General features: G+C 69.2%; 22 protein-coding genes and 1 other RNA gene. All 23 read left to right on the top strand.

All coding sequences use genetic code 11. The features are described from left to right. Position 1: 1 nt before the first annotated feature. Complete coding sequence (gene imuA / locus ACK4ZD_RS00470; protein ID WP_409657146.1) at positions 2–781, top strand: translesion DNA synthesis-associated protein ImuA; 780 nt, start codon at positions 2–4, stop codon at positions 779–781. Then, positions 717–2,045, top strand: a complete 1,329-nt coding sequence (locus ACK4ZD_RS00465) for a Y-family DNA polymerase (RefSeq protein WP_409657143.1) — start codon at positions 717–719, stop codon at positions 2,043–2,045. Before imuA ends, ACK4ZD_RS00465 begins: the two co-directional genes overlap by 65 nt. Before the next feature lie 8 nt (positions 2,046–2,053). Continuing rightward, positions 2,054–5,215: an error-prone DNA polymerase gene (locus ACK4ZD_RS00460; RefSeq protein ID WP_409657140.1), complete on the top strand. Its 3,162-nt coding sequence runs from the start codon at positions 2,054–2,056 to the stop codon at positions 5,213–5,215. Between the two features lie 82 nt (positions 5,216–5,297). Next, positions 5,298–6,368, top strand: a complete 1,071-nt coding sequence (locus ACK4ZD_RS00455) for a 6-phosphofructokinase (protein ID WP_409657441.1) — start codon at positions 5,298–5,300, stop codon at positions 6,366–6,368. 57 nt (positions 6,369–6,425) lie between these two features. After that, the gene (pyrC, locus tag ACK4ZD_RS00450) at positions 6,426–7,466 is read left to right on the top strand and encodes a dihydroorotase (protein WP_409657137.1); all 1,041 of its coding nucleotides are present in this window, start codon (positions 6,426–6,428) and stop codon (positions 7,464–7,466) included. A gap of 2 nt (positions 7,467–7,468) precedes the next feature. Continuing rightward, complete coding sequence (locus tag ACK4ZD_RS00445; protein ID WP_409657134.1) at positions 7,469–8,218, top strand: NYN domain-containing protein; 750 nt, start codon at positions 7,469–7,471, stop codon at positions 8,216–8,218. Positions 8,219–8,220: 2 nt separating this feature from the next. Further along, complete coding sequence (locus ACK4ZD_RS00440) at positions 8,221–8,955, top strand: DUF3025 domain-containing protein (RefSeq protein ID WP_409657131.1); 735 nt, start codon at positions 8,221–8,223, stop codon at positions 8,953–8,955. Positions 8,956–8,969: 14 nt separating this feature from the next. After that, positions 8,970–9,300: RNase P RNA component class A (gene rnpB, locus ACK4ZD_RS00435), an RNA gene on the top strand. A gap of 20 nt (positions 9,301–9,320) precedes the next feature. Continuing rightward, complete coding sequence (locus ACK4ZD_RS00430) at positions 9,321–10,577, top strand: multidrug effflux MFS transporter (RefSeq protein ID WP_409657127.1); 1,257 nt, start codon at positions 9,321–9,323, stop codon at positions 10,575–10,577. Positions 10,578–10,798: 221 nt separating this feature from the next. Then, positions 10,799–11,239: a division/cell wall cluster transcriptional repressor MraZ gene (gene mraZ, locus ACK4ZD_RS00425; protein WP_409657125.1), complete on the top strand. Its 441-nt coding sequence runs from the start codon at positions 10,799–10,801 to the stop codon at positions 11,237–11,239. A gap of 17 nt (positions 11,240–11,256) precedes the next feature. Beyond that, entirely contained in the window at positions 11,257–12,207 is a 951-nt protein-coding gene (gene rsmH, locus ACK4ZD_RS00420) for a 16S rRNA (cytosine(1402)-N(4))-methyltransferase RsmH (RefSeq protein WP_409657122.1), read from the top strand. After that, positions 12,204–12,500: a cell division protein FtsL gene (gene ftsL, locus ACK4ZD_RS00415; protein ID WP_409657119.1), complete on the top strand. Its 297-nt coding sequence runs from the start codon at positions 12,204–12,206 to the stop codon at positions 12,498–12,500. The genes rsmH and ftsL overlap by 4 nt, the downstream gene beginning before the upstream one ends. Next, positions 12,497–14,323: a peptidoglycan D,D-transpeptidase FtsI family protein gene (locus ACK4ZD_RS00410; protein WP_409657116.1), complete on the top strand. Its 1,827-nt coding sequence runs from the start codon at positions 12,497–12,499 to the stop codon at positions 14,321–14,323. The genes ftsL and ACK4ZD_RS00410 overlap by 4 nt, the downstream gene beginning before the upstream one ends. Continuing rightward, positions 14,323–15,804, top strand: a complete 1,482-nt coding sequence (locus tag ACK4ZD_RS00405) for a UDP-N-acetylmuramoyl-L-alanyl-D-glutamate--2,6-diaminopimelate ligase (protein WP_409657113.1) — start codon at positions 14,323–14,325, stop codon at positions 15,802–15,804. The genes ACK4ZD_RS00410 and ACK4ZD_RS00405 overlap by 1 nt, the downstream gene beginning before the upstream one ends. Beyond that, a complete protein-coding gene (murF, locus tag ACK4ZD_RS00400; protein WP_409657110.1) occupies positions 15,801–17,246 on the top strand; it encodes a UDP-N-acetylmuramoyl-tripeptide--D-alanyl-D-alanine ligase in 1,446 nt (481 codons plus the stop codon). Before ACK4ZD_RS00405 ends, murF begins: the two co-directional genes overlap by 4 nt. Next, entirely contained in the window at positions 17,240–18,418 is a 1,179-nt protein-coding gene (gene mraY, locus ACK4ZD_RS00395; protein ID WP_409657107.1) for a phospho-N-acetylmuramoyl-pentapeptide-transferase, read from the top strand. The genes murF and mraY overlap by 7 nt, the downstream gene beginning before the upstream one ends. Before the next feature lie 22 nt (positions 18,419–18,440). Beyond that, complete coding sequence (gene murD / locus ACK4ZD_RS00390; RefSeq protein WP_409657104.1) at positions 18,441–20,207, top strand: UDP-N-acetylmuramoyl-L-alanine--D-glutamate ligase; 1,767 nt, start codon at positions 18,441–18,443, stop codon at positions 20,205–20,207. Beyond that, positions 20,204–21,475: a putative lipid II flippase FtsW gene (gene ftsW / locus ACK4ZD_RS00385; RefSeq protein ID WP_409657101.1), complete on the top strand. Its 1,272-nt coding sequence runs from the start codon at positions 20,204–20,206 to the stop codon at positions 21,473–21,475. Before murD ends, ftsW begins: the two co-directional genes overlap by 4 nt. Beyond that, entirely contained in the window at positions 21,472–22,578 is a 1,107-nt protein-coding gene (gene murG, locus ACK4ZD_RS00380) for an undecaprenyldiphospho-muramoylpentapeptide beta-N-acetylglucosaminyltransferase (RefSeq protein ID WP_409657098.1), read from the top strand. Before ftsW ends, murG begins: the two co-directional genes overlap by 4 nt. Next, entirely contained in the window at positions 22,575–23,984 is a 1,410-nt protein-coding gene (gene murC / locus ACK4ZD_RS00375) for a UDP-N-acetylmuramate--L-alanine ligase (protein ID WP_409657095.1), read from the top strand. The genes murG and murC overlap by 4 nt, the downstream gene beginning before the upstream one ends. Next, a complete protein-coding gene (locus ACK4ZD_RS00370; RefSeq protein ID WP_409657092.1) occupies positions 23,981–24,949 on the top strand; it encodes a D-alanine--D-alanine ligase in 969 nt (322 codons plus the stop codon). The genes murC and ACK4ZD_RS00370 overlap by 4 nt, the downstream gene beginning before the upstream one ends. Before the next feature lie 24 nt (positions 24,950–24,973). Further along, a complete protein-coding gene (locus ACK4ZD_RS00365) occupies positions 24,974–25,714 on the top strand; it encodes a cell division protein FtsQ/DivIB (RefSeq protein ID WP_409657089.1) in 741 nt (246 codons plus the stop codon). Between the two features lie 8 nt (positions 25,715–25,722). Next, positions 25,723–26,952: a cell division protein FtsA gene (gene ftsA / locus ACK4ZD_RS00360; RefSeq protein ID WP_409657086.1), complete on the top strand. Its 1,230-nt coding sequence runs from the start codon at positions 25,723–25,725 to the stop codon at positions 26,950–26,952. The last annotated feature ends 2 nt before the right edge of the window (positions 26,953–26,954 follow it).

The raw sequence follows: 26,954 nt of genomic DNA, 5'->3' as shown, positions 1-26,954 counted from the left end.
CATGCACCTGCTGTCCTTGCCCTCTGGGGTGGCCGCCGCCGTCTGGCAAGGCGACGCTTTGCCCGGCGCCGGCGAGGCCCCGGTGTGCCCCACCGGCTTTGCCGCACTGGATGCCTTGCTGCCCGGCGGGGGCTGGCCCTGCCAGGGCCTGAGCGAGATCCTGCTGCCGGCCTGGGGGCTGGCGGAATGCCGGCTGACGGCGCCAGCCCTGTCGCGAGCCCTGGCGGGAGACGGGAAAGGCAAGGCCGTGCTCTTCATCGGCCCGCCCGAGCCGCCCCACCTGCCCGGCTGGCGCGCGGCGGGGCTCACGGCGGCCTCGATGGTCTGGGTGGACACGGCCCGACCCGAACAGCGCTTGTGGGCGGCCGAACAGGCCCTGCATTGCCCTCAGGTGGCGGCCTTGCTGCTGTGGCTGCCCCCCGGGCGGGGGCAGACGGCGGGGCTGCGGCGGCTGCAGGTGCACAGCCTGCAGGGGCGGCGGCCGGTGTTCGTGTTCCGGCCGCTGGCGGCGCAGGCCGAATCCTCGCCGGCGCCCCTGCGCCTGGCCCTGGAAGCCAGCCGGCCGCTGGCCCTGGTGCTGCGCCTGCTCAAGCGCCGGGGGCCGGCGCACGAGCGGTCGATCGAATTGCCCACCAGGCCGGAGGGCCTGGGCGAGGTGCTGGCCCACAAGCTGGCGGCCCGCGCCGCGTCACCCGCCGTTCCCTCGGAGCTGTCCGATGCCTCCTCACCCCTGCTGGCTCGCTCTGTGCCCCGGCCCGGCTTGCACCTCGTCGCCGGCTGAGAGGCTGGCGCAGCCGCTGGCTGCGGCCTCGGCCGAGGCCTTGGGCTGGTGGGCGCTGCAGTTCACCCCCCGGGTGTGTCGCCACGACGAGGCGGTGCTGATGGAAGTGAGCGGCAGCCTGCGCCTGTTCGGGGGGGAGCGGGCCTTGCATGAACGCATCGTGGCCGGGGCGACGGACCTGGGCTGGGCACAATGTGCCGCGGCCCCCACGGCCCTGGGGGCGCTGGCCTTGGCACGCTGCGGGCGATCGGGCGCTTGGAGCATCGGCCTGGAGGCCCTGCTGGACGGCTTGCCGCTGGACAGCCTGCGCGAAGTGGCGGCCGAAGCGGCCTGGCTGAGCCGTTTGGGCTGTCGCCACCTGGGCGATGTGCGCCGGCTGCCCCGTGCCGGGCTGGCGCGGCGCAGTGAAAGGGCCTTGCTGCAGACGCTGGGTCAGGCCTATGGCGAAGAGCCCTGGTCGGCGCCGTGGCTCACGCTGCCCGAAGTCTTCGAGGCCCGGCTGGAACTGCCTGGGCGGGTGGAATCGGCCCCGGCCCTGATGTTCGGGGCGCGTCGCCTGCTGCTGCAGCTGTGTGGCTGGCTGGCCGCCCGCCAGGCCGGTCTGCGCAGCTTCGTACTGCGCTGGCGGCACGACTTCCATCGCCGCGACGACCCGCCGCTGGGCGAGCTGCCGGTGCGCACCGCCGAGCCCACCCGCCAGGCCGGGCATCTGCTGCGCCTGCTGGGCGAGTGGCTGGCGCGCGTGCGCCTGGCCGCACCGGTGGGGGAACTCTCCTTGTTCTGCGACGAGATCGAGCCGCTGGTCGAGGCCACGCCCTCCTTGCTGCCCGGGGCGGTCGAGGCGGTGGAGGGTGAAAGTCTCGCGCAATTGATCGAGCGCCTGTCGGCCCGGCTGGGCTCGGCCCAGGTGTGCCGGCCGGTGCCTCGTTCAGACCACCGGCCCGAGGCGCAGCAGACCTGGCGGCCCGCCGCCCAGGACGATGCGCCGGCGATGGTGCCCTGGCCGTCAATGCCGCAACCCGCCTGGTTGCTGAGCGAGCCCTTGCCGCTGGCCACCCGTCGGGACAGGCCGCAGCTTCATGGGGATCTGACGATCCTGGCGGGCCCGCACCGGGTAGAGGCCGGCTGGTGGGACACTCCGGGCACGGCCGCCGCGCGCGACTACTGCGTGGCCTGGAATGAACGCGCGGGGCTGGTGTGGATCTACCGTGAGCGCCGCCTGGAAGAGGGCGGCGGCTGGTTCCTGCACGGGCGCTTCGGATGAGACCGGCCATGGATCTGCCCGACTATGCCGAGCTGCACTGCCTGAGTCACTTCAGCTTCCAGCGCGGGGCGTCCTCACCGAAGGAGCTGGTGGAGCGTGCCCTGGCGCTGGACTATCGTGCGCTGGCGATCACCGATGAGTGTTCGCTGGCGGGTGTGGTGCGGGCCCATCAGGCCCTGGTCGATGCGTGCGAGGTCGCGAAGGAACAAGGCCAGCCTCAGCCTCGCCTGCAGTTGCTGATCGGCAGCGAATTCCAGGTGGACGCCCTCGTGCCCTTCCGGCTCGTGGCCCTGGCCCGCGACCGCGCAGGATATGCCCACTTGAGCCAGTTCATCACCGACCTGCGCCGCGCCAGCCCCAAGGGCTGCTACCACCTGGATGCCAGCGACTTGCGCGCCGACCGCCTGGCTGGCAACGAGCTGCTGTGGGTGCCGCAGCGCGGTGCGGCACTGGAGACCCTGTGCGCCCAGGCCACAGGGTTCCGACAGACCTTCGGCGAAGCCGCCTGGGGCGTGGTCGAGCTCTTTCACGAGATCGATGACACGCTGTGGCTGCACACCCTGCGCGAGGTGTCGCGGCGCAGCGGCCTGCCCCTGGTGGCGGCGGGCGACGTGCACATGCACCTGCGCTCGCGCAAGCCGCTGCAGGACGTGCTCACTGCCATCCGCCTGGGCCGCCCGGTGGCCGAGTGCGGCACGGCCTTGCAGCCGCATGGCGAGCGCCACCTGCGTTCGCGCTCGACGCTGGCACGGCTCTATGGCGCCGAGCTGATGGCGGCCACGCTCGAGGTGGCCTCGCGCTGCCACTTCCGCCTGGATGAGCTGAAGTACGAGTACCCCGAGGAGGTGGTGCCTGAGGGGCAGACCCCGGCCGGCTGGCTGCGCCACCTCACCGAGCAGGGCGCGCGCGAGCGCTATCCCGCAGGCGTGCCGGACCCCGTGCAGCGCCAGATCGAGAAGGAGTTGGCGCTGATTGCCTTCAAGCGCTACGAGAAGTACTTCCTGACCGTGCACGACATCGTGCGTTTCGCGCGTTCGAAGGGCATCCTCTGCCAGGGCCGAGGCTCGGCCGCCAACTCGGCGGTGTGCTACTGCCTGCACATCACCGAGATCGACCCGGCGCGCGCCAACCTGCTGTTCGAGCGCTTCATCAGCGCCGAGCGCGACGAGCCGCCGGACATCGACGTCGATTTCGAGCACCAGCGCCGGGAGGAAGTCATCCAGTACCTCTACGCCAAGTACGGCCGCAGCCGCACGGCGCTGGCGGCCACCGTCATCTGCTACCGCACGCGCAGCGCCATCCGCGACGTGGGCAAGGCCCTGGGCTTCGGCGAGGCGCAGGTCGATGCCCTGGCCAAGAGCCATTTCTGGTGGGACAGTCTGGAGGCCCTGCCCGAGCGCCTGGCCGAGGTGGGGCTGGATGCCTCCGACCGCCGCGTGGCGCAGTGGGTCGAACTGGTGGGGCAGCTGCGCGGCTTTCCGCGCCACCTGAGCCAGCATGTGGGCGGCTTCGTGATCGCCAAGGGGGAGTTGTCGCACATCGTCCCCATCGAGAACGCGGCGATGCCCGAGCGCACCGTGATCCAGTGGGACAAGGACGACCTCGAATCCCTGCGCCTGATGAAGGTCGACGTGCTCTCGCTGGGCATGCTCACCGCCCTGCGCCGGGCGCTCGATTTCGTGAGCCGACGCCGCGGCATGCCCTTCCGGATGCAGGACATCCCCGACAAGGACGAGGCCACCTACGCCATGATCCGCCGCGCCGACACCGTGGGCGTGTTCCAGATCGAAAGCCGTGCGCAGATGAGCATGCTGCCGCGCCTGCAGCCGCGCAATTACTACGATTTGGTGGTGGAGGTGGCCATCGTGCGACCCGGGCCCATCCAGGGCGGCATGGTGCACCCCTACCTGAAGCAGCGCGAGAAGCAGCGTGCCGGCCGCGACGTGGTGGCCGAACTGCCTACGCCCGAGCTGCGCGAGGCGCTGGGCCGCACCCTGGGTGTGCCCATCTTCCAGGAACAGGTGATGCAGCTGTGCATGCTGTGCGCCGGCTTCACCCCCGGTGAAGCCGACCGGCTGCGCCGCGCGATGGCGGCCTGGAAGCGCCACGGCAATGTGCACCCGTTTCGCCAGCGCATCGTCGATGGCATGACGGCCAACGGTTATCCGCTCGAGCTGGCCGAACGCCTGTTCAAGCAGATCGAGGGCTTCGGCGAATACGGCTTCCCGGAAAGCCATGCCGCGTCGTTCGCGCTGCTGGCTTACGACAGCGCCTGGCTCAAGTGCCACGAGCCCGCGGCCTTCCTGGCGGCGCTGCTCAATGCCCAGCCCATGGGTTTCTATTCGCCCAGCCAGCTCGTGCAGGATGCCAGCCGCCACGGGGTGGAGGTGCGCCCGGTGGACGTGAGCCACAGCGAGGTCGAGGCGACCCTGGAGGATCTCACGCGCCAGCCGCAGCCAGCGGTGCGTCTGGGCCTGCAGCTGGTGGCGGGGCTGAGTGCCGCGGCCGCCCAGCGCATCGTGCTGGCGCGCGCTGAAGCGCCGTTCATCGACGTGCAGGATCTCGCCCGCCGTGCGCGGCTCGACGCCCAGGACCTGCGCCAGCTCGCTGCCGCCGATGCCCTGAGGAGCCTGGCCGGCCACCGCCGCCAGCAGGTCTGGGAGGCCACCGCCTGGACACCCCCGCCGGCGCTGCTGGAGGACGCGCCCATCGACGAACCCCTCCTGCAACTGCCGCTGGCCGGCGAGGGCGAGGAGATCGTCTTCGACTATGCCGCGCTGGGCCTCACGCTGCGCCGCCATCCGCTGGCCCTGCTGCGCGAGCAACTCCGCCGGCGGCGCCTGCAGACGGCCCGCGAGCTGCATGACCTGCCGCACGGCCGGCGGGTGCGTGCCTGCGGCATCGTCACCGGCCGCCAGCAGCCGCAGACGGCCAACGGCACCATCTTCGTCTCCCTGGAAGACGAAAGCGGCGTGGTCAACGTCATTGTCTGGCGCCGTGTGCACGAGCGCTTCCGCCGCGAGCTGCTGCACTCGCGCCTGCTGGCCGTGCAGGGCGAGTGGCAGCGCGAAGGCGAGGTGCGCCACCTGGTGGCGCAGCGGCTGGAAGACCTCACGCCGCTGTTGGGCCGCCTGGCCGATGCCGGGCTGCACAGCCGGGACTTCCATTGAGCCTGGGCGGGACAATGGGGCGAGCCGCGTTACGCTTGGGGCCTTTGTGACACGACAGGTGGCCATGACGAAGACTTCCCCTCTGCACGTGGGCGTGCTCACCGGCGGCGGCGACTGCCCGGGACTCAATGCCGTGATCCGCGCGGTCACCAAGTCCCTCATCAACGACTGCGGCGCGCGCGTCACCGGCATCGAGCGGGGCTTTCTCGGCCTGATCGAGCGGCGCGTGGTGCCGCTGGACCGGCGGGCCGTCAGCGGCATCTTGCACCAGGGCGGCACCATCCTCGGGGCGCACAACAAGGCCGACCCGTTTGCCTGGTTCGGCGCCGGCGGGGCCGATGTCTCCGGTGCGGTGATGGACTACGTGCGCGAGCTGGGCCTGGACGCGCTGGTGGCCATTGGCGGCGATGGCACCATGGGCATCGCGCACCGCTTCCAGCAGCTGGGCCTGCCGGTGGTGGGCGTGCCCAAGACCATCGACAACGACCTGATGCACACCGAGCGCACCTTCGGCTTCGACAGCGCGGTGGCGGTGGTGGCCGAGGCCCTGGCGCGGCTGGAAACCACGGCGCGCAGCCACGGCCGCGTGATGATCGTCGAGACCATGGGCCGCTATGCCGGCTGGATCGCGCTGGAAGGCGGCCTGGCCGGTGGGGCTGACGTGATCCTGCTGCCCGAGATCCCCTACGACCTGGAGGCGGTGGCAAAGCTGTGCCGCCAGCGCGAGGCCGCCCAGGGCTTCACGCTCATCTGCGTGGCCGAAGGCGCCCGGCCGGTGGGCGGCACCATGACCGTGGCCGCCCACCTGGCCGACAGCCCCGACCCCATCCGCCTGGGCGGCGTGGGCAACGTGCTGCGCGAGCAGTTGCAGCCGCACCTGCAGGGTGAAGTGCGCAGCACCCTGCTGGGCCATGTGCAGCGCGGCGGCACGCCCACGCCCTATGACCGCGTGCTGGCCACCCGCTTCGGCTGCCATGCAGCCGCCATGGTGGCGCGCGGCGAGTTCGGCCGCATGGTGGTGCTGCGTGGTGACGGCTGCGACAGCGTGCCGCTGGCCGAGGTGGCCGGGCGCACCCGCACGGTGCCGCTCGGACATCCCCTGCTGACGGCAGCGCGTTCGCTGGGCATTTCTCTGGGCGAAGCCGGGGCTTGAACGAAGGGCGTCCCAGGGCGCCGCAGTCGTGTTCGAGACGGTGGGACAATCGCAGGCATGAGCACCACGCTGACCTTCACCCGCCCCGACGACTGGCATCTGCACGTGCGCGACGGCGCCGCGATGGCCGCCGTCGTGCCGGACACGGCGCGCCAGTTCGCCCGCGCCATCATCATGCCCAACCTCAAGCCGCCGGTCACCACCGCCGAGCAGGCGCTGGCCTACCGCGAACGCATCCGTGCGGCCATCCCGCCGGGCCTGAGCTTCGAGCCGCTGATGACGCTCTACCTCACCGACAACCTGCCGGCCGACGAGATCGCGCGGGCCAAGGAGGCCGGGGTGGTGGCGCTCAAGCTCTACCCGGCCGGAGCCACCACCAACAGCGATGCCGGCGTCACCGACATCCGCAAGACCTACAAGACGCTGGAGGCCATGCAGAAGCACGGCTTGCTGCTGCTGGTGCATGGTGAGGTGACCGACCCGGAGATCGACCTCTTCGACCGCGAGAAGGCCTTCATCGATGACAAGCTCATCCCGCTGCGCCGCGACTTCCCCGAACTGAAGATCGTCTTCGAGCACATCACCACGAAGGAAGCCGCGCAGTACGTGACCGAGGCCGACCGGTTCGTGGGCGCCACCATCACGGCGCACCACCTGCTCTACAACCGCAACGCCATCTTCCTCGGCGGCATCCGGCCGCACTACTACTGCCTGCCCGTGCTCAAGCGCGAGGAGCACCGCCGCGCCCTCGTGGCCGCTGCCACCTCGGGCTCGCCGAAGTTCTTCCTCGGCACCGACAGCGCCCCGCATCCGGCCCACCTGAAGGAGCACGCCACCGGGTGCGCCGGCTGCTACACCGCGCTGTCGGCGCTGGAGCTCTACGCCGAGGCCTTCGAGGCGGCCGGTGCGCTCGACAAGCTGGAGGGCTTCGCCAGCTTCTTCGGTGCCGACTTCTACGGCTTGCCGCGCAACACCGGTACGGTCACGCTGAAGAAGACGCCCTGGCAGCTGCCTGAAACCCTGCCCTTCGGCGAGGCCACGCTCAAGCCGCTGCGCGGCGGTGAGACCCTCGCCTGGCGGATGGTGGACGAGGCCTGACGATGGAACGCAAGCCGAGGGTGGCCCTGCTCATCGATGCCGACAACTCGCCGGCCTCCAAGATCGACCTGATCCTGAACGAACTTTCCACGTTTGGCGAGACCAATATCCGCCGGGCCTACGGCAACTGGAAGAAGCAGGAGTTGAAGGGCTGGGAGGAGGTGCTGCACGAGCACGCCATCCGGCCGATGCAGCAGTTCGACTACACCAAGGGCAAGAACGCCAGCGACATGGCGATGGTGATCGATGCGCTGGAACTGCTCTACACCGACCAGCCGGACGCCTTCGGCATCGTGTCCTCGGACGCCGATTTCACGCCGCTGGTCATGCACCTGCGAGCCAAGGGGGCCGCGGTCTATGGCTTTGGCGCGCAGAAGACGCCCGAACCCTTCGTCAACGCCTGCTCGCGCTTTCTTTTCCTCGACAAGCTGCGCGCCGACGGGCCTGAAGAAGAGGAGACCGAGGCCGCGCGGGCCCCGTTGCGCGTCTCGACCGCCCAGCTGAAGCAGGACACGCGTCTGGTAACCCTGCTGCGCAATGCGGTGCAGGCGGCTGCCGGCGACGACGGCTGGGCCCGCGTCGGCGCGGTGGGGCAGCAGATCGGCAACCAGGCGTCGTTCGACCCGCGCAACTACGGCTATGCCACGCTCACCAAGCTGCTGGCGGCCACCCAGCTGTTCGAGCTGGCCAACGAAGGGACGTCCTCGGTGGCCGTGCGCGACAAGCGGCGCGCGCGCAACCCCAAAGCCTGAGTATGTCCGCGCCGGGCTTTGGCGGCATCGACTGGAGGCGGCCCTGGTTCGCAGGCCTTGCCCAGCCCGGCCAAGAGCTGGCGGGTCTCATCGTGGGTGGGGCGAGCGTGGCCGACGCACTCAACACCTGTGGCGGCCCGGTGCGTTTCTTGCCCCAGGAGGCGCTGCCCGATGGCGAGGCCTACGAGGCCTTCATCTTCCGCACCGGCTGCGTGCCCACGCGCAACAACCTGCACGACTTCTTCAACGGCCTGATGTGGCTGTCGCGGCCCGCGCTCAAGCGCCGCCTGAACGAACTGCAGGCCGCGCAGATCGCGCAGGCCGGTGTGGGCGCCACACGCGGGCCTGTGCGCGACGCCCTGACGCTGTTCGACGAGAACGCAGCCCTGCTGCAGGCGCCGGCCGAATTGGTCCAGGCGCTGCGCGAGCGTCAGTGGCGCAGGCTCTTCATCGATGACCGGGCGCTGTGGGCCCGGGCCCGCCTCGAACTCTTCGGCCATGCCCTGCTGGAAAAGCTGGTGACTCCCTACAAGAGCATCACCGCCCATGTCTGGGTGGTGGAAGAGGGCGCCGCGCCCGACCTCGGGCTCACCCCCGAAGGCCTGGCGCCCAAGCCCTTCCTGCCGCTGCCTGTGCTCGGGGTGCCGGGCTGGTGGCCGGCCAACGAGGCCCCGGCCTTCTACGACGATGCCGAGGTCTTCCGCCCCCATCGGCGAGCGGCCCGGCTGCCGGCCTGAGATAATTGCCATGTGAAGCAAGCCAGACCGCCGCTGGTGCAGGTGCCGAAAGGCCGCACTGGAGGAAGGTCCGGACTGCACAGGGCAGCGTAGCAGGTAACACCTGTCCGCCGTGAGGCGAGGATCAGAGCAACAGAGACGAGTCGGGCCGCGGCGCAAGCGGCGGTCCGGGTGAAACGGGCAATCTCTACGCGCAGCAACACCAAATAGGCACACGTCGATCCGGCCCGGGGAGTGTGTGGGTAGGTGGCATCGAGCCGCATCCGTGAGGGGCGGCCCAGAGGAATGGCGGTCACGACGGGGCAACCCGCCGCACAGAATCCGGCCTATCGGCTTGCTTCACACATTTCAAGCATCACAAGCCGATGAATCCCGACGCCCACAAGATCTGGCCCGCTCCGCGCTGGGCCCTGGCCGTGCTGCTCGCGCTGCTGGGCATGCTCGGGCCGTTTTCCATCGACACCTACATCCCGGCCTTTGCCGGCATTGCTCGCTCGCTGGGCGCCACGCCGGTGCAGATGCAGCAGACGCTGTCGGCCTACCTGTTCGGCTTTGCCTTCATGAACCTCTTCCACGGCGCGCTGTCGGACAGCTTCGGGCGGCGACCGGTGGTGCTGTGGGGGCTGGCGGTGTTCACGATCGCTTCGGCGGGCTGTGCGCTGTCGCAGACCATCGGCCAGCTCGTCTTCTTCCGCGCCTTGCAGGGCCTGTCCACCGGGGCGGGCATCGTGGTCTCGCGCGCCATCATCCGCGACATGTTCCCGCCAGCCGAAGCCCAGCGCGTGATGGCCCAGGTGACGATCTACTTCGGCGTGGCGCCGGCCATCGCGCCCATCATCGGCGGCTGGATCTTCGTACTGTCGGACTGGCACCTGATCTTCTGGTTCCTGACCCTCGTGGGCGTGGCGCTGTGGGGGGCCAACTACCGGCTGCTGCCCGAGACGCTGCACGTGGACCATCGCCAGGCCTTCGAGGTGCGCCACCTGCTGCGCGGCTACTGGCAGTTGTGCAGCGACCCGCGCTTCGTGCTGCTGGTGCTGGCCAGCGGCGTGCCCTTCAACGGGCTGTTCCTGTACGTGCTGTCGGCCCCGGCCTTCCTGGGCGTGCACCTGGCCCTGTCGCCTACCGAGTTCTTCTGGTTCTTCGTGTTGAGCATCGGGGGCATCATGGGCGGGTCGTGGTGGAGTGGTCGTCTGGCCGGCAGGATCGCGCCCAAGCGCCAGATCCGCCATGGCTTCGTGATCATGGCGGGGGTGGGCGTGCTCAATCTCGCGGCCAATCTGCTGTTCCAGGCCCATGTGTCCTGGGCCCTGTGGCCGATCGCGGTGTTCGCCTTCGGCTGGGCGCTGATGGTGCCGGTGGTCACGCTGCTCGTGCTCGACCTCTTCCCCCAGCGCCGCGGCATGGCCTCGTCGCTGCAGGCGGCCGTGGGCTCGCTGGCCAACGCCCTCGTGGCCGGGGTGCTGGCGCCGCTGGTGATGGGCAGCACGGTCGCGCTGGCGGCGGCTTCGCTGGCCCTGATGGGGGTGGGACTGGCCGCCTGGATCTATCTTCGCCACCGCTGGCCCGAGATAGGGGGGCCAGTGGAGGGCTCGCCAGCCTCGACCCGCCCCGCGCACTGACATCGAGTCAAGGCGGGCCGGGCCTCGCCGCGCGAGATGGCATACCTCAGCCATCACTTTCATACCTGTTCGCAAGTCCTTATTTTTGCTGGACTTTTTGTGCGCAAATTTCTCGGAAATCAATTGTAAGTGATTGATTTCATTGGAGATTTTTCAGATTTCGCTTGACCGTCGAAGGGGGGCTCGCTAAAGTGGGAGAAAGTGCAACTTAGTGGGGTTTTGTGTCTTCAGTGGTCTTCCAAGGGGCTTCGGCCCTGTCGCTCGATGCCAAGGGGCGCCTGACCGTCCCGGCGCGGCATCGCGACGTGCTGGCCACCTTGTGCGCAGGACAACTGACCCTGACCAAGCACCCCGAGGGCTGCCTGATGGTCTTTCCCCGTCCGGCCTGGGAGCAGTTCCGCGACAAGATTGCTGCGCTGCCGATGTCGGCGGCCGGCTGGAAACGCATTTTTTTGGGCAATGCCCAGGATGTGGAGATCGACGGCGCCTCGCGCGTGCTGATCTCGCCCGAGTTGCGCGCAGCCGCCGGCCTGAACAAGGAAGTGATGCTGCTGGGCATGGGCAGCCACTTCGAACTGTGGGATGCCGAACGCTACGCCGCCCACGAGGCCGCGGTGATGCAGCAGGGCATGCCCGAAGTGCTCAAGGACTTCAGCTTCTGACGGTCATGAGCGCCCCCATGCCTCCCGTCCACGAGCACCGCACCGTCTTGCTGCACGAGGCGGTGCAGGCCGTGCTGACCACGCCCGATGGCACCTACATCGATGGCACCTACGGCCGAGGCGGACACTCGCGGCTGCTGCTGTCGCGTCTGTCGCCGCAGGGCAGGCTGCTGGTCTTCGACAAGGATCCGGAAGCCGTTGCCGATGCTGCGCGGGTCCAGGACCCGCGTTTTGCTATCGAGCATGCCGGTTTTGCGACGATGGCGCAGGCCTGCGCACGCCGCGGCATCGATCGCGTGCACGGCGTGTTGCTGGACCTGGGCGTCTCCTCGCCCCAGATCGACAACCCCGAGCGCGGATTTTCCTTCCGCCACGACGGGCCCCTGGACATGCGCATGGATCCCTCGCGTGGCGAATCCGCTGCCGAGTTCCTCGCGCGCGCCGACGAAAAACGCATCGCGGAGGTCATACGCCACTATGGGGAAGAACGGTTTGCTCTACCGATTGCAAAGGCGCTTGTTGCTCGCCGCTCGAGCGGGCGGCCCGTTCGAACCACGGCCGAGCTTGCCGACGTCGTGGCTCGTGCGGTCAAGACGCGCGAGCCGGGCCAGGATCCTGCCACGCGCACCTTTCAGGCTCTTCGGATTTTCGTCAACGCCGAGCTTGAGGAGCTCGAACAAGGGCTGAGCGCCGCCCTGTCGCTGCTGGCTCCGGGCGGGCGGCTGGCGGTGATCAGTTTCCACTCGCTGGAGGATCGTCGCGTCAAGCAGTTCATCGCCGGTCACTCGCGTGCCGAGGTGAAGCGGGGCAGCCCACAAGCCCTGGGCCTGGCCCCGCTGCCCGAGCCGCTGCTCAAGGCCGTGGCGCGCATCCGCCCGTCGCCGGCCGAGGTGGCGGCCAACCCGCGCTCGCGCTCGGCCATCCTGCGCGTGGCCGAACGCACCGCCGTGGCGCTGGAGGGGGCATGAGTCGCCTCAATGTCCTCCTCTTCGTCGGGCTGATCGTCAGCGGCCTGTACCTGGTGCATGTGTCCTACCAGGCCCGCCGCCTGTTCACGCAGGTGGAGCGTGCCCAGGCCGAGGAACGCGCGCTGGAGACCGCGCACGAGCAGCTCCAGCTCGAAAAGCGCACCCAGGCCACTGCGCTGCGCGTGGAGAAGCTCGCGCGCGAAAAGCTGCAGATGCGCACGCCCACCGCGGCCGTGACGCAATACGTGCATTACGAGGGCGCGGCGTCGGCCGCGCAGGGAGGGGCGCGGTGAAGGGGCTCGTCCGCCTGCTGCTGCGTCGCGACGGCACCGCCGCGCTGCCGCCGCGGCGCCGGTTGCGCAAGCCGGCGGCGCACGCGCTGCACGAGGTGCGCTATGCCACCAGTCCGCTGCTGGCGTCCAAGACGCCGCCATGGCGTTCGAAGTTCCTCGTGGCGTGTATCGGACTGTCGTATTGTGTGCTTTTGGGTCGTGCGGCCTACGTGCAGATCATCGGGTCGGATTTTTTTCAACGACAGGGCGAAAGCCGCTACGCCCGCACCCTCGAGCTCCCGGCCAACCGCGGCCGCATTCTTGACCGCAACGGCCTGATCCTGGCCTCCAGCGTGCCGGCGCCGTCGATCTGGGCCATTCCCAAGGACTTCGATGCCGATCGCGGGCAGCGTCGCGAGCTCGCCCGCCTGCTTGGCATGACCGCGGCCGAGCTGGACAAGCGTTTGGGAGACAATCCGAATTTCGTCTGGCTGCGTCGCCAGATCGACGAGGACGTGGCCGAGCGCGTGAAGGCGCTGGGGCTGAAGGGCGTGCATCAGGTCAAGGAGTACAAGCGCCGCTATCCCGAAGGCGAAGCGGTCGCCCATGTGGTGGGCTTCACCGACATCGAAGATCGCGGGCAGGAAGGCGTCGAGCTGGCCTTCCAGCAGGAGCTGGCCGGCCGCCACGGGCAGCGCCGTGTCATCCGGGACCGGTTGGGGCGCATCGTCGAGGACATCGGCGAGAGCGTCGCGCCGGTCGATGGCCGAGACATCCAGTTGTCCATCGATTCGAAAATCCAGTTCTTCGCCTACCAGCGCCTGCGCGATGCCGTGGCCGAGCACAGGGCCCAGGCCGGGTCGGTGGTGGTGCTCGACGTGCGCAGCGGCGAGGTGCTGGCCTTGGCCAACTACCCGAGCTACGACCCCGCCAAGCGCGAAAACCTCAGCGGAGCCCAACTGCGCAACCGGGCGCTGACCGACACCTTCGAGCCGGGCTCGACGATGAAGCCTTTCGTGGCGGCGCTGTCCCTGGAGACGGGGCGCGTTTCGCCGAACACCGTGATCGACACCGGGGCGGGCTGGATGACGATCACCGGCTCGACCATCCGCGACACCCATGCTTACGGCCGCCTCACGGTGGCCGAGGTGATCCAGAAGTCCAGCAACGTCGGCACCGTCAAGCTGGCGCAGCAGATCCCCTCGCGCGAGATGTGGGAGATGTTCACCGAGATCGGCCTGGGCCAGAAGCCTCAGCTGCCCTTTCCGGGGGTGGTCAGCGGCCGCCTGCGGCCCTACAAGACCTGGCGGCCCATCGAGCATGCGACGATGAGCTACGGCTACGGCCTGTCGGTCTCGCTGTTTCAGCTGGCGCGGGCCTATACGGTGTTCGCGCGCGATGGTGAGCTCGTTCCCGTGACCTTGCTGAAAGATCCCGAGCCGGCGCCCGGCCTGCGGGTGTTCTCGCCGCGCGTGGCCCAGACCACCCGCCGCATGCTGCAGATGGCCGCCGGTCCGGGGGGCACGGCACCCTTGGCCCAGACCGTGGGCTACTCGGTGGGCGGCAAGACCGGCACGGCGCGCAAGCAGGAAGGTAAGGGCTACGCCGACAAGAAGTACCGTTCGTGGTTCGTCGGCCTGGCGCCGGTGGAGCAACCGCGCATCGTCGTGGCGGTGATGATCGACGAGCCCTCGGCCGGCAAGTTTTATGGCGGGGCCGTGGCCGCGCCCGTGTTTGCCGAGGTGGTGCAGCAAAGCCTGCGCATGATGGGCGTGCAGCCCGACATCGCCGTGCAGCCCCAGATCGTTGCGCGCCATGTCGAGGGCGTGGAGGAGAGCTTCTGATGGGCTTGCGCGTGTTCGACACCGTGATGGCCGCCGAGGCCTGGCTGCGCGAGCAGGGCTGCACCGACCTGGCCATCGACAGTCGCCGCATCCGGGGCGGCGAGGCCTTCATCGCCTGGCCGGGGCATGCCACCGATGCGCGACAGCACGTGGCAGCCGCCCTGGCCGCCGGCGCCCGAGCCTGCCTGGTGGAACGAATGGGCGTCGAGGCTTTCGGCTTCGACGATGAGCGCATTGCGGCCGTGCCGGGCCTGAAGGCCGCCACCGGCGTGCTGGCCGACCGTTGGTTCGGCCTGCCTTCGTCGCACCTGGACCTCGTGGCCGTGACCGGCACCAACGGCAAGACCTCGACCGCCTGGTGGGTGGCGCAGGCGTTGGCGGTGCTGGATCGGCCCTGCGGCCTGATCGGCACGCTGGGCGTGGGACGGCCCGGCTCGCTCACAGCCACCGGCTTGACCACCCCCGATCCGGTCACGCTGCACCGCAGCCTGCGTGCCTTCGTCGACCAGGGCCTGAAAGCCTGTGCCATCGAGGCCTCTTCGATTGGCCTGGACGAGCGTCGTCTCGACGGCACGCGCATTGCGGTGGCGGCCTTCACGAACTTCACGCGTGACCACCTGGACTACCACGGTGGCATGGCCGCCTACTGGGAGGCCAAGGCCCAACTCTTCGCCTGGCCGGGCCTGCGCGCGGCCGTCGTGAATCTCGACGATCCCAAAGGGGCGGACCTGGTGGCACGGCTGAGTGGCCGCAGTGTGGACCTGTGGGGCTACGGCCTGCAGGCCGCCGCCGGCCTGCGAGCGCGCGCGGTGGGCTATAGCGGCGGCGGCCTGGGCTTCGATCTGTGCGAAGGCTCGCAGGCGGTGCCGGTACGCACCACGCTGATCGGTGACTACAACGTCCACAACTTGCTGGCCGTGGCCGGCTGCCTGCGCGCCTTGGGCGTGCCGCTGGTGCGGGCCGCACAGGCCTTGCAGTCGCTGGGGCCCGTGCCCGGGCGCATGCAGCGGCTGGACGAGGAGGGCGTGGCGTCGGTGGTGGTGGACTACGCCCACACACCCGATGCCCTGGACAAGGTGCTGACCGCCCTGAAGCCCTTCGCTCGGGAGCGCGGAGGGGCGTTGTGGTGCGTGTTCGGCTGCGGCGGCGACCGCGACAGCAGCAAGCGTCCGCAGATGGGGGCGATCGCCCAGGCGCGTGCCGACCGCGTCATCGTCACCAGCGACAACCCGCGCAGCGAGCCGCCGATGCACATCATCGAGCAGATCGTCGCCGGCATGCGTCCGGCCCCCACGCTGCAGGCCATCGAGGACCGCCGCCTGGCCATCGCCACCGCGGTGGCGGCGGCCGATCCGCGCGACGTCATCTTGCTGGCCGGCAAGGGCCACGAGGACTATCAGGACATCGGCGGCCAACGCCTGCCTTTCTCGGACGTGGACGAGGCCCGCGCGGCCCAGCAGGCTCGGAGGGCGCGTTCATGATGACCCTGGCCCTGGCCCAGACCCTGCTACCCGGCTCGACCCTGGTGGGCGATGGCCAGACGACGCTGCTGCGCGTGCATACCGACACCCGCAGCTTGCGCGCGGGCGACCTGTTCGTGGCCCTGCGCGGTCAGCGTTTCGATGCCCACGAGTTTCTGTCTCTGGCGCGCGACGCCGGGGCCGCTGCCGCCGTGGCCGAGCGCGGCTTGCCCGAAGCGGGCCTGCCCGGCCTGCTGGTGCCCGACACGCGAGCGGCCCTGGGACAGCTCGCCGCAGGCTGGCGTCAGCGCATGCACCTGCCGCTGATCGCCGTGACCGGCAGCAATGGCAAGACCACCGTCACCCAGATGATCGCATCCATTTTGCGCGCGTGGGTGGGGGAGGAGGGCGCGCTGGCCACCCAGGGCAATTTCAACAACGACATCGGCGTGCCGCTGACCCTGCTGCGCCTGCGTCAGGACGACGAGGTGTGGCACCGCGCCGCCGTGGTGGAGTTGGGCATGAACCACCCGGGCGAGATCGAGCGGTTGGCGCGTTGGGCGGCACCCACGGTGGCCTTGGTCAACAACGCGCAGCGCGAGCACCAGGAGTTCATGCACGGCGTGGAGGCCGTGGCCCGGGAGAACGGTGCGGTGATCCAAGCCCTGGGCCCCACCGGGGTGGCCGTTTTTCCGGCCGTCGATGCCTACACCGGGCTGTGGCGCGCCTTGGCCGGCACGCGGCCCGTGCTGCGCTTTGGCGAGACCGCGCAGGCCGACGTGCGCGGCCGTGCGCACTGGGGCGGCCAGGGCTGGGCCCTGCAGGTCGACACACCGGTGGGCACGTTCGACACCGTGCTGCACATCGCCGGACGCCACAACGTTCACAACGCCTTGGCCGCAGCCGCCTGCGCCCTGGCCGCCGGCGCCCCGCTGGAGACGATCGCGCAGGGGCTGGAGCGGTTCGAGCCGGTGACCGGGCGCTCGCAACTGCAGACCCTCGTGCTCGACGCAGCCCCGGTGCTGCTGGTCAACGACAGCTACAACGCCAACCCCGATTCCGTGCGTGCGGCCATCGACGTGCTGGCTGAACTGCCCGCGCCGCGCTGGCTGGTGCTGGGGGACATGGGCGAGGTGGGCGACCAGGGGCCAGCCTTCCACGCGGAGGTGGGGGCCTACGCGCGCGAACGCGGCATCGAGACGCTTTGGGCGGTGGGTGCGCTGAGCCTTCATGCCGCCCGGGCTCACGGCGCAGCAGCGGTGCATTTCGCGTCAACCGCCGATGCCGTGGCGGCGTTGGGCCAGCGGCCCGGTGGCGCGCGCAGTGTGCTCGTCAAGGGGTCGCGGTTCATGAAGATGGAACAGGTGGTGCAGGCGCTGCAGGCCCTGTGCGCTTCAGGACAGGACGACATGGTGCGCCCGCAACTGGGCGGCGGCGCTCGGGGAAAGGATCTGCCATGCTGATCACGCTGGCGCAATGGCTGCAGGGGCTGTCGCCCGATTTCGGTTTCCTGCGCGTGGTGCAGTACCTCACTTTCCGCGCGGTGATGGCGGCCATGACGGCGCTGCTCATCGGCCTGGTTTTCGGCCCTTGGGTGATCCGCAAACTCACCGAGTTGAAGATCGGCCAACCCATCCGCGAATATGGTGTGCAGGCCCACCTGTCCAAGCGGGGCACGCCCACCATGGGCGGCGTGCTGATCCTGCTGGGCGTGACCGTCTCTACGCTGCTGTGGTTCGACTGGTCCAACCGCTTCGTCTGGATCGTGCTGCTCGTGACGCTGGGCATGGGCGCCATCGGCTGGGTCGACGACTGGCGAAAGGTCGTGCAGAAAAACCCCGAGGGCATGCGCTCGCGCGAGAAGTACTTCTGGCAGTCGCTCATCGGCCTGGTGGCGGCCACCTATCTGGCCTTCGCGGTGTCCGAGTCGTCCAACCTGCGCGTGCTCGAGCTCTTCGTGCGCTGGGTGCAATCGGGCTTTGCCAACCCGCTGCCCCCCAATGCCGACCTCTTCGTGCCCTTTTTCAAGACGGTGAGCTATCCGCTGGGGGTGTGGGGCTTCATCATCCTGAGCTACCTGGTCATCGTGGGCTCGAGCAATGCCGTGAACCTCACCGACGGCCTGGACGGCCTGGCCATCATGCCGGTGGTGATGGTGGGCTCGGCCCTGGGTGTCTTCGCCTACGTGGTGGGCAATGCGGTCTACTCGCGCTACCTGCTCTTTCCTTACATCCCCGGCGTGGGCGAACTGCTGATCTTCTGCGCGGCGATGGCCGGCGCGGGGCTGGCCTTCCTGTGGTTCAACACGCACCCGGCCCAGGTCTTCATGGGCGACGTCGGGGCCCTGGCCCTGGGCGGCGCGCTGGGCACGATCGCGGTCATCACGCGACAGGAGATCCTGCTGGCCGTCATGGGCGGCATCTTCGTCGTCGAGGCCCTGTCCGTGATGCTGCAGGTCGTCTACTTCAAGTACACCAAACGCAAGTACGGCGAGGGCCGGCGCATCCTCAAGATGGCGCCGCTGCACCACCACTTCGAGAAGTCCGGCTGGACCGAGACGCAGGTGGTGGTGCGCTTCTGGATCATCACCATGCTGTTGTGCCTGGTGGGCCTGACCTCGCTCAAGCTGCGCTGAACACGAACATCGAACACTTGCCATGAAGGATCTGCAAGGCATCACCGTTCTCGTGCTGGGCTTGGGCGCCTCGGGCCTGGCCATGGCGCGCTGGTGCGTGCGCTGCGGGGCCCAGGTGAAGGTCTGGGATTCGCGCGAACAGCCGCCCCAGGCGGCCGCGCTGCGTGACGAACTGCCCCAGGTCGAGTTGTTGTCGGGCGAGCTTGGGCCCGCGCACGCGGAAGGCGTGCAGCGCATCCTCAAGAGCCCGGGGCTGTCCCCTCATGACGAGCGCCTGCAGGGCCTGCTGGCCGAAGCCACCCGGCGGGGGGTACCGGTGCAGGGCGAGCTCGACCTCTTTGCCCGGGCCCTGGCCGAACTGAAGGCCGAACGCCGCTATGCACCCAAGGTGGTCGCCATCACCGGCACCAACGGCAAGACCACCACCACCGCCATGGCCGCGCTGCTGATCGAGCGCGCCGGCCGCCGCGTGGCCACGGCGGGCAATATCGGCCCGACGATGCTCGACACCCTGGGCGCGGCCCTGGACCGGGAGCCCAAGGCCGACCCTGAACGCGAGACGCCCACCTGTGCCGAGGACATCGATTCGGCGCCCGCCCCGGCCGAAGCGGTGGTGGTGGACGAGGATGCCGAGGCCGTCGAGGCCATCCATGAGGCCGAGCGTCACATCGAAGAGACCCTGGAGGCCGTCGCCGCCCTCGGTGGCGAGGACGAGCCGGCCATCAGGATCGTGCCGCCCCCCCCTCCGCCGCCGGTGTTCGAGCACTTGCCGGACGTGTGGGTGCTGGAACTGTCCAGCTTCCAGCTCGACGGCGTGTCGGGCTTCGAGCCCACCGCCGCCGCGGTGCTCAACCTCAGCCAGGATCATCTCGACTGGCATGGCAGCATGGACGCCTACACCGCTGCCAAGGCACGCATCTTCGGGCGTGAGGCGCTGATGGTGATCAACCGCGATGATCCCCTGGTGGAAGCGATGGTGCCGCCCCCTCAGACCGTGGGAAAAGGGCGCTCTGCCAAGGTGATCGAACGCCAGGTGGTGCGCTTTGGCCTGGACGCCCCCACCCGACCCGGCGACTATGGGCTGATGGTCGAAGGTGGCATGGCCTGGCTGGTGCGGGCGATGCAAGCCGACGAAACCCTGAAGGCCACGCGCCGCCGCAAGGACGAGGACGCTGACGAGGAGCTGCACATCCAGCGCCTGATGCCGGCTGACGCGCTTCGTGTGCGCGGTCGCCACAACGCGGCCAACGCCCTGGCGGCGCTGGCGCTGGCCACTGGCATCGGCTGCCCGCTGGCCCCGATGCTGCACGGCTTGCGCGAGTACGCCGGCGAGCCGCACCGCGTGCAGCACGTGGCCACCGTGGGCGGCGTGGACTATGTGGACGACAGCAAGGGCACCAACGTGGGCGCCACCGTGGCCGCCCTGAATGGCCTTGGCGCCGACCGCATGGGCCGTCGTCTGCTCGTGATCCTGGGCGGCGATGGCAAGGGCCAGGACTTCAGCCCGCTCACCGAACCCGTGCGGCGGCATGTGCGGTTCGTGGCCCTGATCGGCCGGGATGCGGCCGCCATCGAAGCCGTGCTGGCGGGCACGGGTGTCACGCAGGCCCGCTTCGACAGCCTGGAAGCGGCCGTGCGCGGCTGTGCCGAGCGGGCCGAGTCGGGCGACGTGGTGCTGATGAGCCCGGCCTGCGCCAGCCTGGACATGTTCCGCAACTACGGCCATCGCGCCGAGGTCTTCGTCGCCACCGTGCAGGCGCTGGCCGACGAGCGGGGGCAGGTGTCATGACCGCCGCATCGCACACCACCGGCGGCTGGGACGCCTTCAAGGCGCGCCTGGCGTCGCTGTGGCCGACCGGCGGCCGCAAGAAGCGCCGTGACGTGCCGGTACGCGACTGGGTGAGCACGGGCCAGCCCGCCCGTCTGCAGGGCTTCGACCAGACCCTGGTGTGGGTGGTCGTGGCCCTGCTCGCGCTGGGCCTGGTGATGGTCTATTCGGCCTCGGTGGCCCTGCCCGACAATCCGCGCTTTGCGCGCTATGCCTCTACGCACTTCCTCGTGCGCCACGCGCTGTCGATCGGTCTGGCCTTCATCGCCAGCCTCGTGGTGCTGCAGATCCCGATGCAGGTCTGGGAAAAGCATGCGCCCTGGCTGTTCGTGGGAGCCCTGGTGCTGCTGGTGGTGGTGCTGCTGCCCTTCATCGGCAAGGGCGTCAACGGTGCACGCCGGTGGATCCCGCTGGGCATCCTGAACTTCCAACCTTCGGAACTGGCCAAGCTAGCGATCGCGATGTATGCCGCGGGCTACATGGTACGCAAGATGGACGTCAAGCAGCGCTTTTTCCAGGCCGTGGCACCGATGGCCGCCGCGCTGGTGGTGGTGGGCGTGCTGTTGCTGGCTCAGCCTGACATGGGTGCGTTCATGGTGATCGCCGCCATCGCGATGGGCATTCTTTTCCTGGGAGGCGTGAACGGACGCATGTTCTTCCTGATGGCCGCACTGATCGTGGCGGCCTTCGTCGTGATGATCAGTGCCAGCGAATGGCGGCGCGAGCGCATCTTCGCTTACCTCGACCCCTGGAACGAGGCCTACACCCTGGGCAAGGCCTACCAGCTCTCGCATTCGCTGATCGCCTTCGGCCGCGGCGAGATCTTTGGCCAAGGCCTGGGCTCCAGCGTCGAGAAGCTGCACTACCTGCCCGAGGCCCACACCGACTTCCTGCTGGCCGTGATCGGCGAGGAGCTGGGCTTCATTGGCGTGGCCGCGGTGATCTTCGCCTTCTTCTGGCTCACGCGGCGCATCTTCCACATCGGCCGCCAAGCCATTGCGCTCGACCGGGTCTTCTCGGGTCTGCTGGCGCAGGGCATCGGGATCTGGATGGGCGGGCAGGCTTTCATCAACATGGGCGTGAACCTGGGCGTGCTGCCCACCAAGGGTCTGACCTTGCCCTTGCTGAGCTACGGCGGCTCGGCCATCTTGATGAACTGCATCGCGATCGCGGTGGTGCTGCGCATCGATATGGAAAACAGGCAGCTCATGAGGGGGGGGCGAGGATGAGCCACCACCTCGTGATCATGGCGGCCGGCACGGGCGGACACATCATTCCGGGCCTGGCCGTGGCCCAGGAAATGCAGCGTCGCGGCTGGAGCGTGAGCTGGCTGGGCACCACCACCGGCATGGAAAACCGCCTGGTGCCGGCCGCCGGCATTACGCTGGACACCATCGGGTTCTCGGGCCTGCGCGGCAAGGGGTGGTGGCACACCCTCACCGGCGGCATCCGCCTGCTGGCCGCCTTCGTGTCGTGCTGGCGCATCCTGGGCCAGCGCCGAGCCGATGCCGTGCTGGGCATGGGCGGCTATGTGTGCTTCCCCGGCGGTGTGATGGCCGCGGCACGTCTCAAGCCTTTGGTGTTGGTGAATGCCGATGCCTCGTTGCTGATGAGCAATCGCGCGCTGCTGCCGGTGGCCGATGTCGTGGCCTTTGGCTTCGACGGGGCGGCCGCCGCGAAGACCAAGCGCTGTGTGGTCACCGGCAACCCGGTGCGCGAGGAGATCGAGGCCCTGCCTGGCCCTGAGGAGCGCTTCGCCGGCCGCGACGGCCCGCTGCGTGTGCTGGTGGTGGGCGGCAGCCTGGGCGCGCGTGTGCTCAACGAGACCGTGCCCAAAGCCTTGGCACGGATCCCGGCCGATGAGCGTCCGAGCGTGGTCCATCAGACCGGCGCGCTCAACCGCGATGCGGTCAAAGCGCTCTACCAGGCCGAGGGCCTGGACCCCGAGCGCGATGTCGAGGTTCTGCCTTTCATCGACGACATGGCCCGCCGGCTGGCCGAATGCGACGTGGTCGTCTGCCGCGCCGGCGCGGTCACCGTGAGCGAGCTGTGCGCCGCCGGGGTGGCCAGTGTGCTGGTGCCGCTGCTGGTGAGCACCACCTCGCACCAGCGCGACAACGCCCAGTACATGGCCCAGCACGGTGCGGCCCTGCACTTGCCGCAGGACGAGCTCACGCCCGATCGCCTGGCGCAGACCCTGCGCGGCCTGGACCGCCAGACCCTCCAGACGATGGCGCGCAAGGCCCGCAGTCTGGCCCGTCCGCGCGCCGCAGCCCGCGTGGCCGACGAGATCGAAAAACTGGTGCATGCCCACCGCGGAGGTGCACGATGAAACACGCGGTCAAACACATCCACTTCGTTGGCATCGGAGGAGCCGGCATGAGCGGTATCGCCGAGGTGCTCTTCAACCTCGGCTATACCGTCTCGGGCTCGGACCAGAACGACAGCGCCACGGTGCGTCGCCTGGCGGCGCTGGGCCTGAAGGTGATGATCGGCCACGATGCCGAGAACATCGCCGGGGCGGACGCCATCGTCACCTCCACGGCCGTGCGCGGCGACAACCCCGAGGTGATCGCCGCCCGCGCGCGTCGCGTGCCGGTGGTGCCGCGCGCGGTGATGCTGGCCGAGCTGATGCGCCTGAAGCAGGGCATCGCGATCGCCGGCACGCACGGCAAGACCACCACCACCAGCCTGGTGGCTAGCGCGCTGGGCGAGGCTGGCGTCGATCCCACCTTCGTGATCGGCGGGCGCCTGAACAGCGCTGGCGCCAATTCCCGCCTGGGGTCGGGGCAGTACATCGTCGTCGAGGCCGACGAGTCCGATGCTTCTTTCCTGAACCTGATGCCCATCGTCTCGGTCGTCACGAACATCGACGCCGACCACATGGAGACCTACGGCCACGACTATGCGAGGCTGAAGGCGGCCTTCGTCGATTTCCTGCACCGCATGCCCTTCTACGGTGCGGCCATCCTGTGTGCCGACGACCCCGGCGTGCGCTCCATCATCCCGATGATCTCGCGTCCGGTGGTCACCTACGGCTTCGGTCCGGATGTGCAGGTTCGTGCCGTTGACGTGCGCGCCGAAGGCAGTCGCATGCACTTCACCTGCCAGCGCCGCAATGGCGTGGCCATGCCCGACCTCGAGGTCACGCTCAATTTGCCTGGGGAGCACAACGTGCTCAACGCCCTGGCCGTGATCGGCGTGTGCACCGAACTCGAGCTGCCCGATGCCCCTGTGCTGAAGGCCTTGGCGGAGTTCAAGGGGGTGGGCCGGCGCTTCCAGCGCTACGGCGACCTGCCGGCCGCGGGGGGCGGCCGCTTCACGCTGATCGACGACTACGGCCATCACCCCGTCGAGATGGCCGCCACGCTGTCCGCCGCGCGCGGGGCCTTCCCGGGCCGACGTCTGGTGCTGGCCTTCCAGCCGCACCGCTACACCCGCACGCGCGACTGCTTCGAGGACTTCGTCAAGGTCATCGGCCAGGGCGCCGATGTGGTGCTGCTCACCGAGGTCTATGCCGCCGGCGAAGCGCCCATCGTGGCCGCCGACGGCCGCTCGCTGGCACGCGCCCTGCGTGTGGCGGGCAAGCTCGATCCGGTCTTCGTCGACGAGATCGGTGACATGGCCCAGGCCATCGTCGACCATGCGCGTGACGGCGACGTGGTCATCACCATGGGGGCGGGCAGCATCGGCGGGGTGCCCGCCCAGGTGCTGGAGTTGTTGAAGGAATCCGCATGAAGTTTGACCTGACGTCGATCGATGTGAAGGCGCTGGGCAAGGTGGCCGTGCTGATGGGCGGCCTATCGGCCGAGCGCGAGGTCTCGCTGATGTCCGGCACGGGCGTGTTGCAGGCGCTGCAGTCCCAAGGGGTGGATGCCCATGCCTTCGATCCGGCCGAGCGCGACCTCTGCGAGCTCAAGCGCGAAGGCTTTACGCGCTGCTTCATCGCCCTGCACGGCCGCTTCGGAGAGGACGGCACGGTGCAAGGCGCACTGGAACTGCTGCGCATCCCCTACACCGGCTCGGGCGTGATGGCCTCCAGCATGGCGATGGACAAGGTCATGGCCAAGCGCGTCTGGCGTTTCGAAGGGCTGCCCACGCCAGACTGGCGCATGGTGGGCAGCGCCGAGGAAACCCGTGCGGCCCTACAGGCCCTGGGCGCGCCAATGATCGTCAAGCCCGCTCGCGAGGGCTCCACCATTGGCTTGACCAAGGTGGAACGCGTCGAGCAGTGCGATGCGGCCTATGCCCTGGCCGCGAAGTACGACCCCGAGGTGCTGTGCGAGGAGTTCATCGCCGGTGACGAGACCACCTGCCCGGTGCTCGGCGAGGGGACATCGGCCCAGGCCCTGCCGGTGATCCGCATCGTGGCGCCCGAGGGCAACTACGACTACCGGAATAAGTACTTCACCGACACCACCCAGTACCACTGCCCGAGCGGCCTGCCGGAGGCGGAAGAGCGGGAGATCCAGCGCATCGTCGTGCAGGCCTATCGCACCCTGGGCTGCCGCGGCTGGGGCCGCGCCGACGTGATGATCCGTGCCAGCGACCGCCGGCCCTTTCTGCTGGAGATCAACACGTCGCCGGGCATGACCGGCCATTCGCTGGTGCCGATGTCGGCGCGTGCCGCCGGGCTGTCCTACGAGCAGCTTTGCCTGTGGCTGGTGTCGCAGGCCGGGTTGGAACACCGTGTGAGTGCCTGAGCCATGCCATTGGACATCCGCCTCATGAACGCCACTGCTGCCGTGCTGTGCGCATTGGCTGCGCTGGTCTTCCTGTGGGCGGCGGCAAGCTGGGTGGCGCGCTGGCCTATGTTCTCGATCCGGGCCATACGCATCGACGGCGACGTGGCCCGCAACTCGGCAGCCACGATCCGTGCCAACGCCCTGCCACGGATGAGCGGCAACCTCTTCACGATGGATCTTGCGCGCAGCCAGCAGGCGTTCCAGGCTGTGCCCTGGGTGCGCCAGGCCGTGGTGCGTCGGGTGTGGCCCAACCGGCTGGCCGTCACGCTCGAGGAGCATGTGCCGGTGGCCTACTGGCGCGGCGCCAAGGGCGAGGACCGCATCGTCAACAGCTTTGGCGAGGTCTTCGAGGCCAACCTGGGCGACGTCGAGGACGAGAACCTACCCACGCTGATCGGGCCCGAGGGCAGCGCGGCGCGGGTGCTGGCGCTGTACCGCGAGGTGGCCCCCGTGCTCGCTCGCCTGGGCTCGCCAGTGGTGCAGCTCGGGCTGTCCGAGCGCGGCCACTGGCACGCGGAGCTGGACGATGGCGCGCGCATCGAACTGGGCCGTGGCAGTGCCGAAGAGGTGCTGGCCCGCATCGACCGGCTGGTGGCCACGATCGGCCAGGTCACCGCACGCTACCCCGGACCGCTCGAGTACGCCGACCTGCGCCATCGTGACGGCTACGCGGTGCGCATCCGAGGGGTGACCACACAGACGACCCCGGCTGCAAGGAACTGAGGATTTTCATGGCCAAGGAATACAAGGATCTCGTCGTCGGACTGGACATCGGCACCGCCAAGGTGATGGCGGTCGTGGCCGAGGTGCTGCCCAGCGCAGAGCTGCGGGTGGCTGGGTTGGGCGTGGCTCCCTCGCACGGGCTCAAGCGTGGCGTGGTGGTCAACATCGATGCCACTGTGCAGTCCATCCAGCAGGCGCTGAAAGAGGCCGAGATGATGGCCGACTGCAAGATCACACGGGTCTACACCGGCATTACCGGCAGCCACATCCGCGGGCAGAACAGCACCGGCATGGTCATCGTGCGCGACAAGGAGGTCACGCCCATCGACGTCGCGCGCGTGGTCGAGACCGCCAAAGCGATCAACATCCCCAACGACCAGAAGCTGCTGCTGGTCGAGCCGCAGGAGTTCGTGATCGACGGCCACGAGGTCAAGGAGCCCATCGGCATGAGCGGCGGGCGCTTGGAGGTCAAGGTGCACATCGTCACCGGCGCGCAGAGTGCGGCCGAAAACATCATCAAGTGCGTGCGCCGCTGCGGCCTGGAGGTCGAGCAGCTCGTGCTCAACCCCAGCGCCTCGGCAGCGGCCGTGCTCACAGAGGACGAGAAGGACCTGGGCGTGTGCCTGGTGGACATCGGTGCCGGCACGACCGACGTGTCCATCTTCACCGACGGTTCCATCCGTCACACGGCCGTGATCCCCATCGCCGGCGACCTGATCACCAGCGACATCGCGATGGCACTGCGCACGCCCACCAAGGATGCCGAGGAGATCAAGGTCGAGTCCGGCGTGGCCAAGCAGATGCTGGCCGACCCGGACGAGCAGGTCGAAGTGCCGGGTCTGGGCGACCGCGCTCCGCGCATGCTCAGCCGCCAGGCCCTGGCCGGCGTGATCGAGCCGCGCGTGGAGGAGATCTTCTCGCTGGTGCACCAGGTGATCCGCGAGAGCGGCTACGAGGAGCTGCTGTCCTCTGGCATCGTGCTGGCCGGCGGCTCGGCCGTGATGCCCGGGATGGTCGAACTGGGCGAAGACATCTTCCTCAAGCCCGTGCGCAAGGGCATCCCGACCTACTCGGGTGCCCTGCATGACATGGTGGCCAACCCGCGCTCGGCCACCGTGATGGGTTTGCTGGAGGAGGCGCGCCTGTCGCGCGTGCGCGGTCACCGGGCGGCCCAGCAGGCCGGCTCGGTGCAATCGTTCTTTGGACGGGTGAAGGACTGGTTCATCGGGAATTTCTGAGC

Source organism: Caldimonas sp. (assembly GCF_046291045.1).
Taxonomy (GTDB): domain Bacteria; phylum Pseudomonadota; class Gammaproteobacteria; order Burkholderiales; family Burkholderiaceae_C; genus Caldimonas.
The sequence above is the reverse complement of the archived record's forward strand: the minus strand, read 5'-3'. Positions and strand labels throughout refer to the sequence as shown.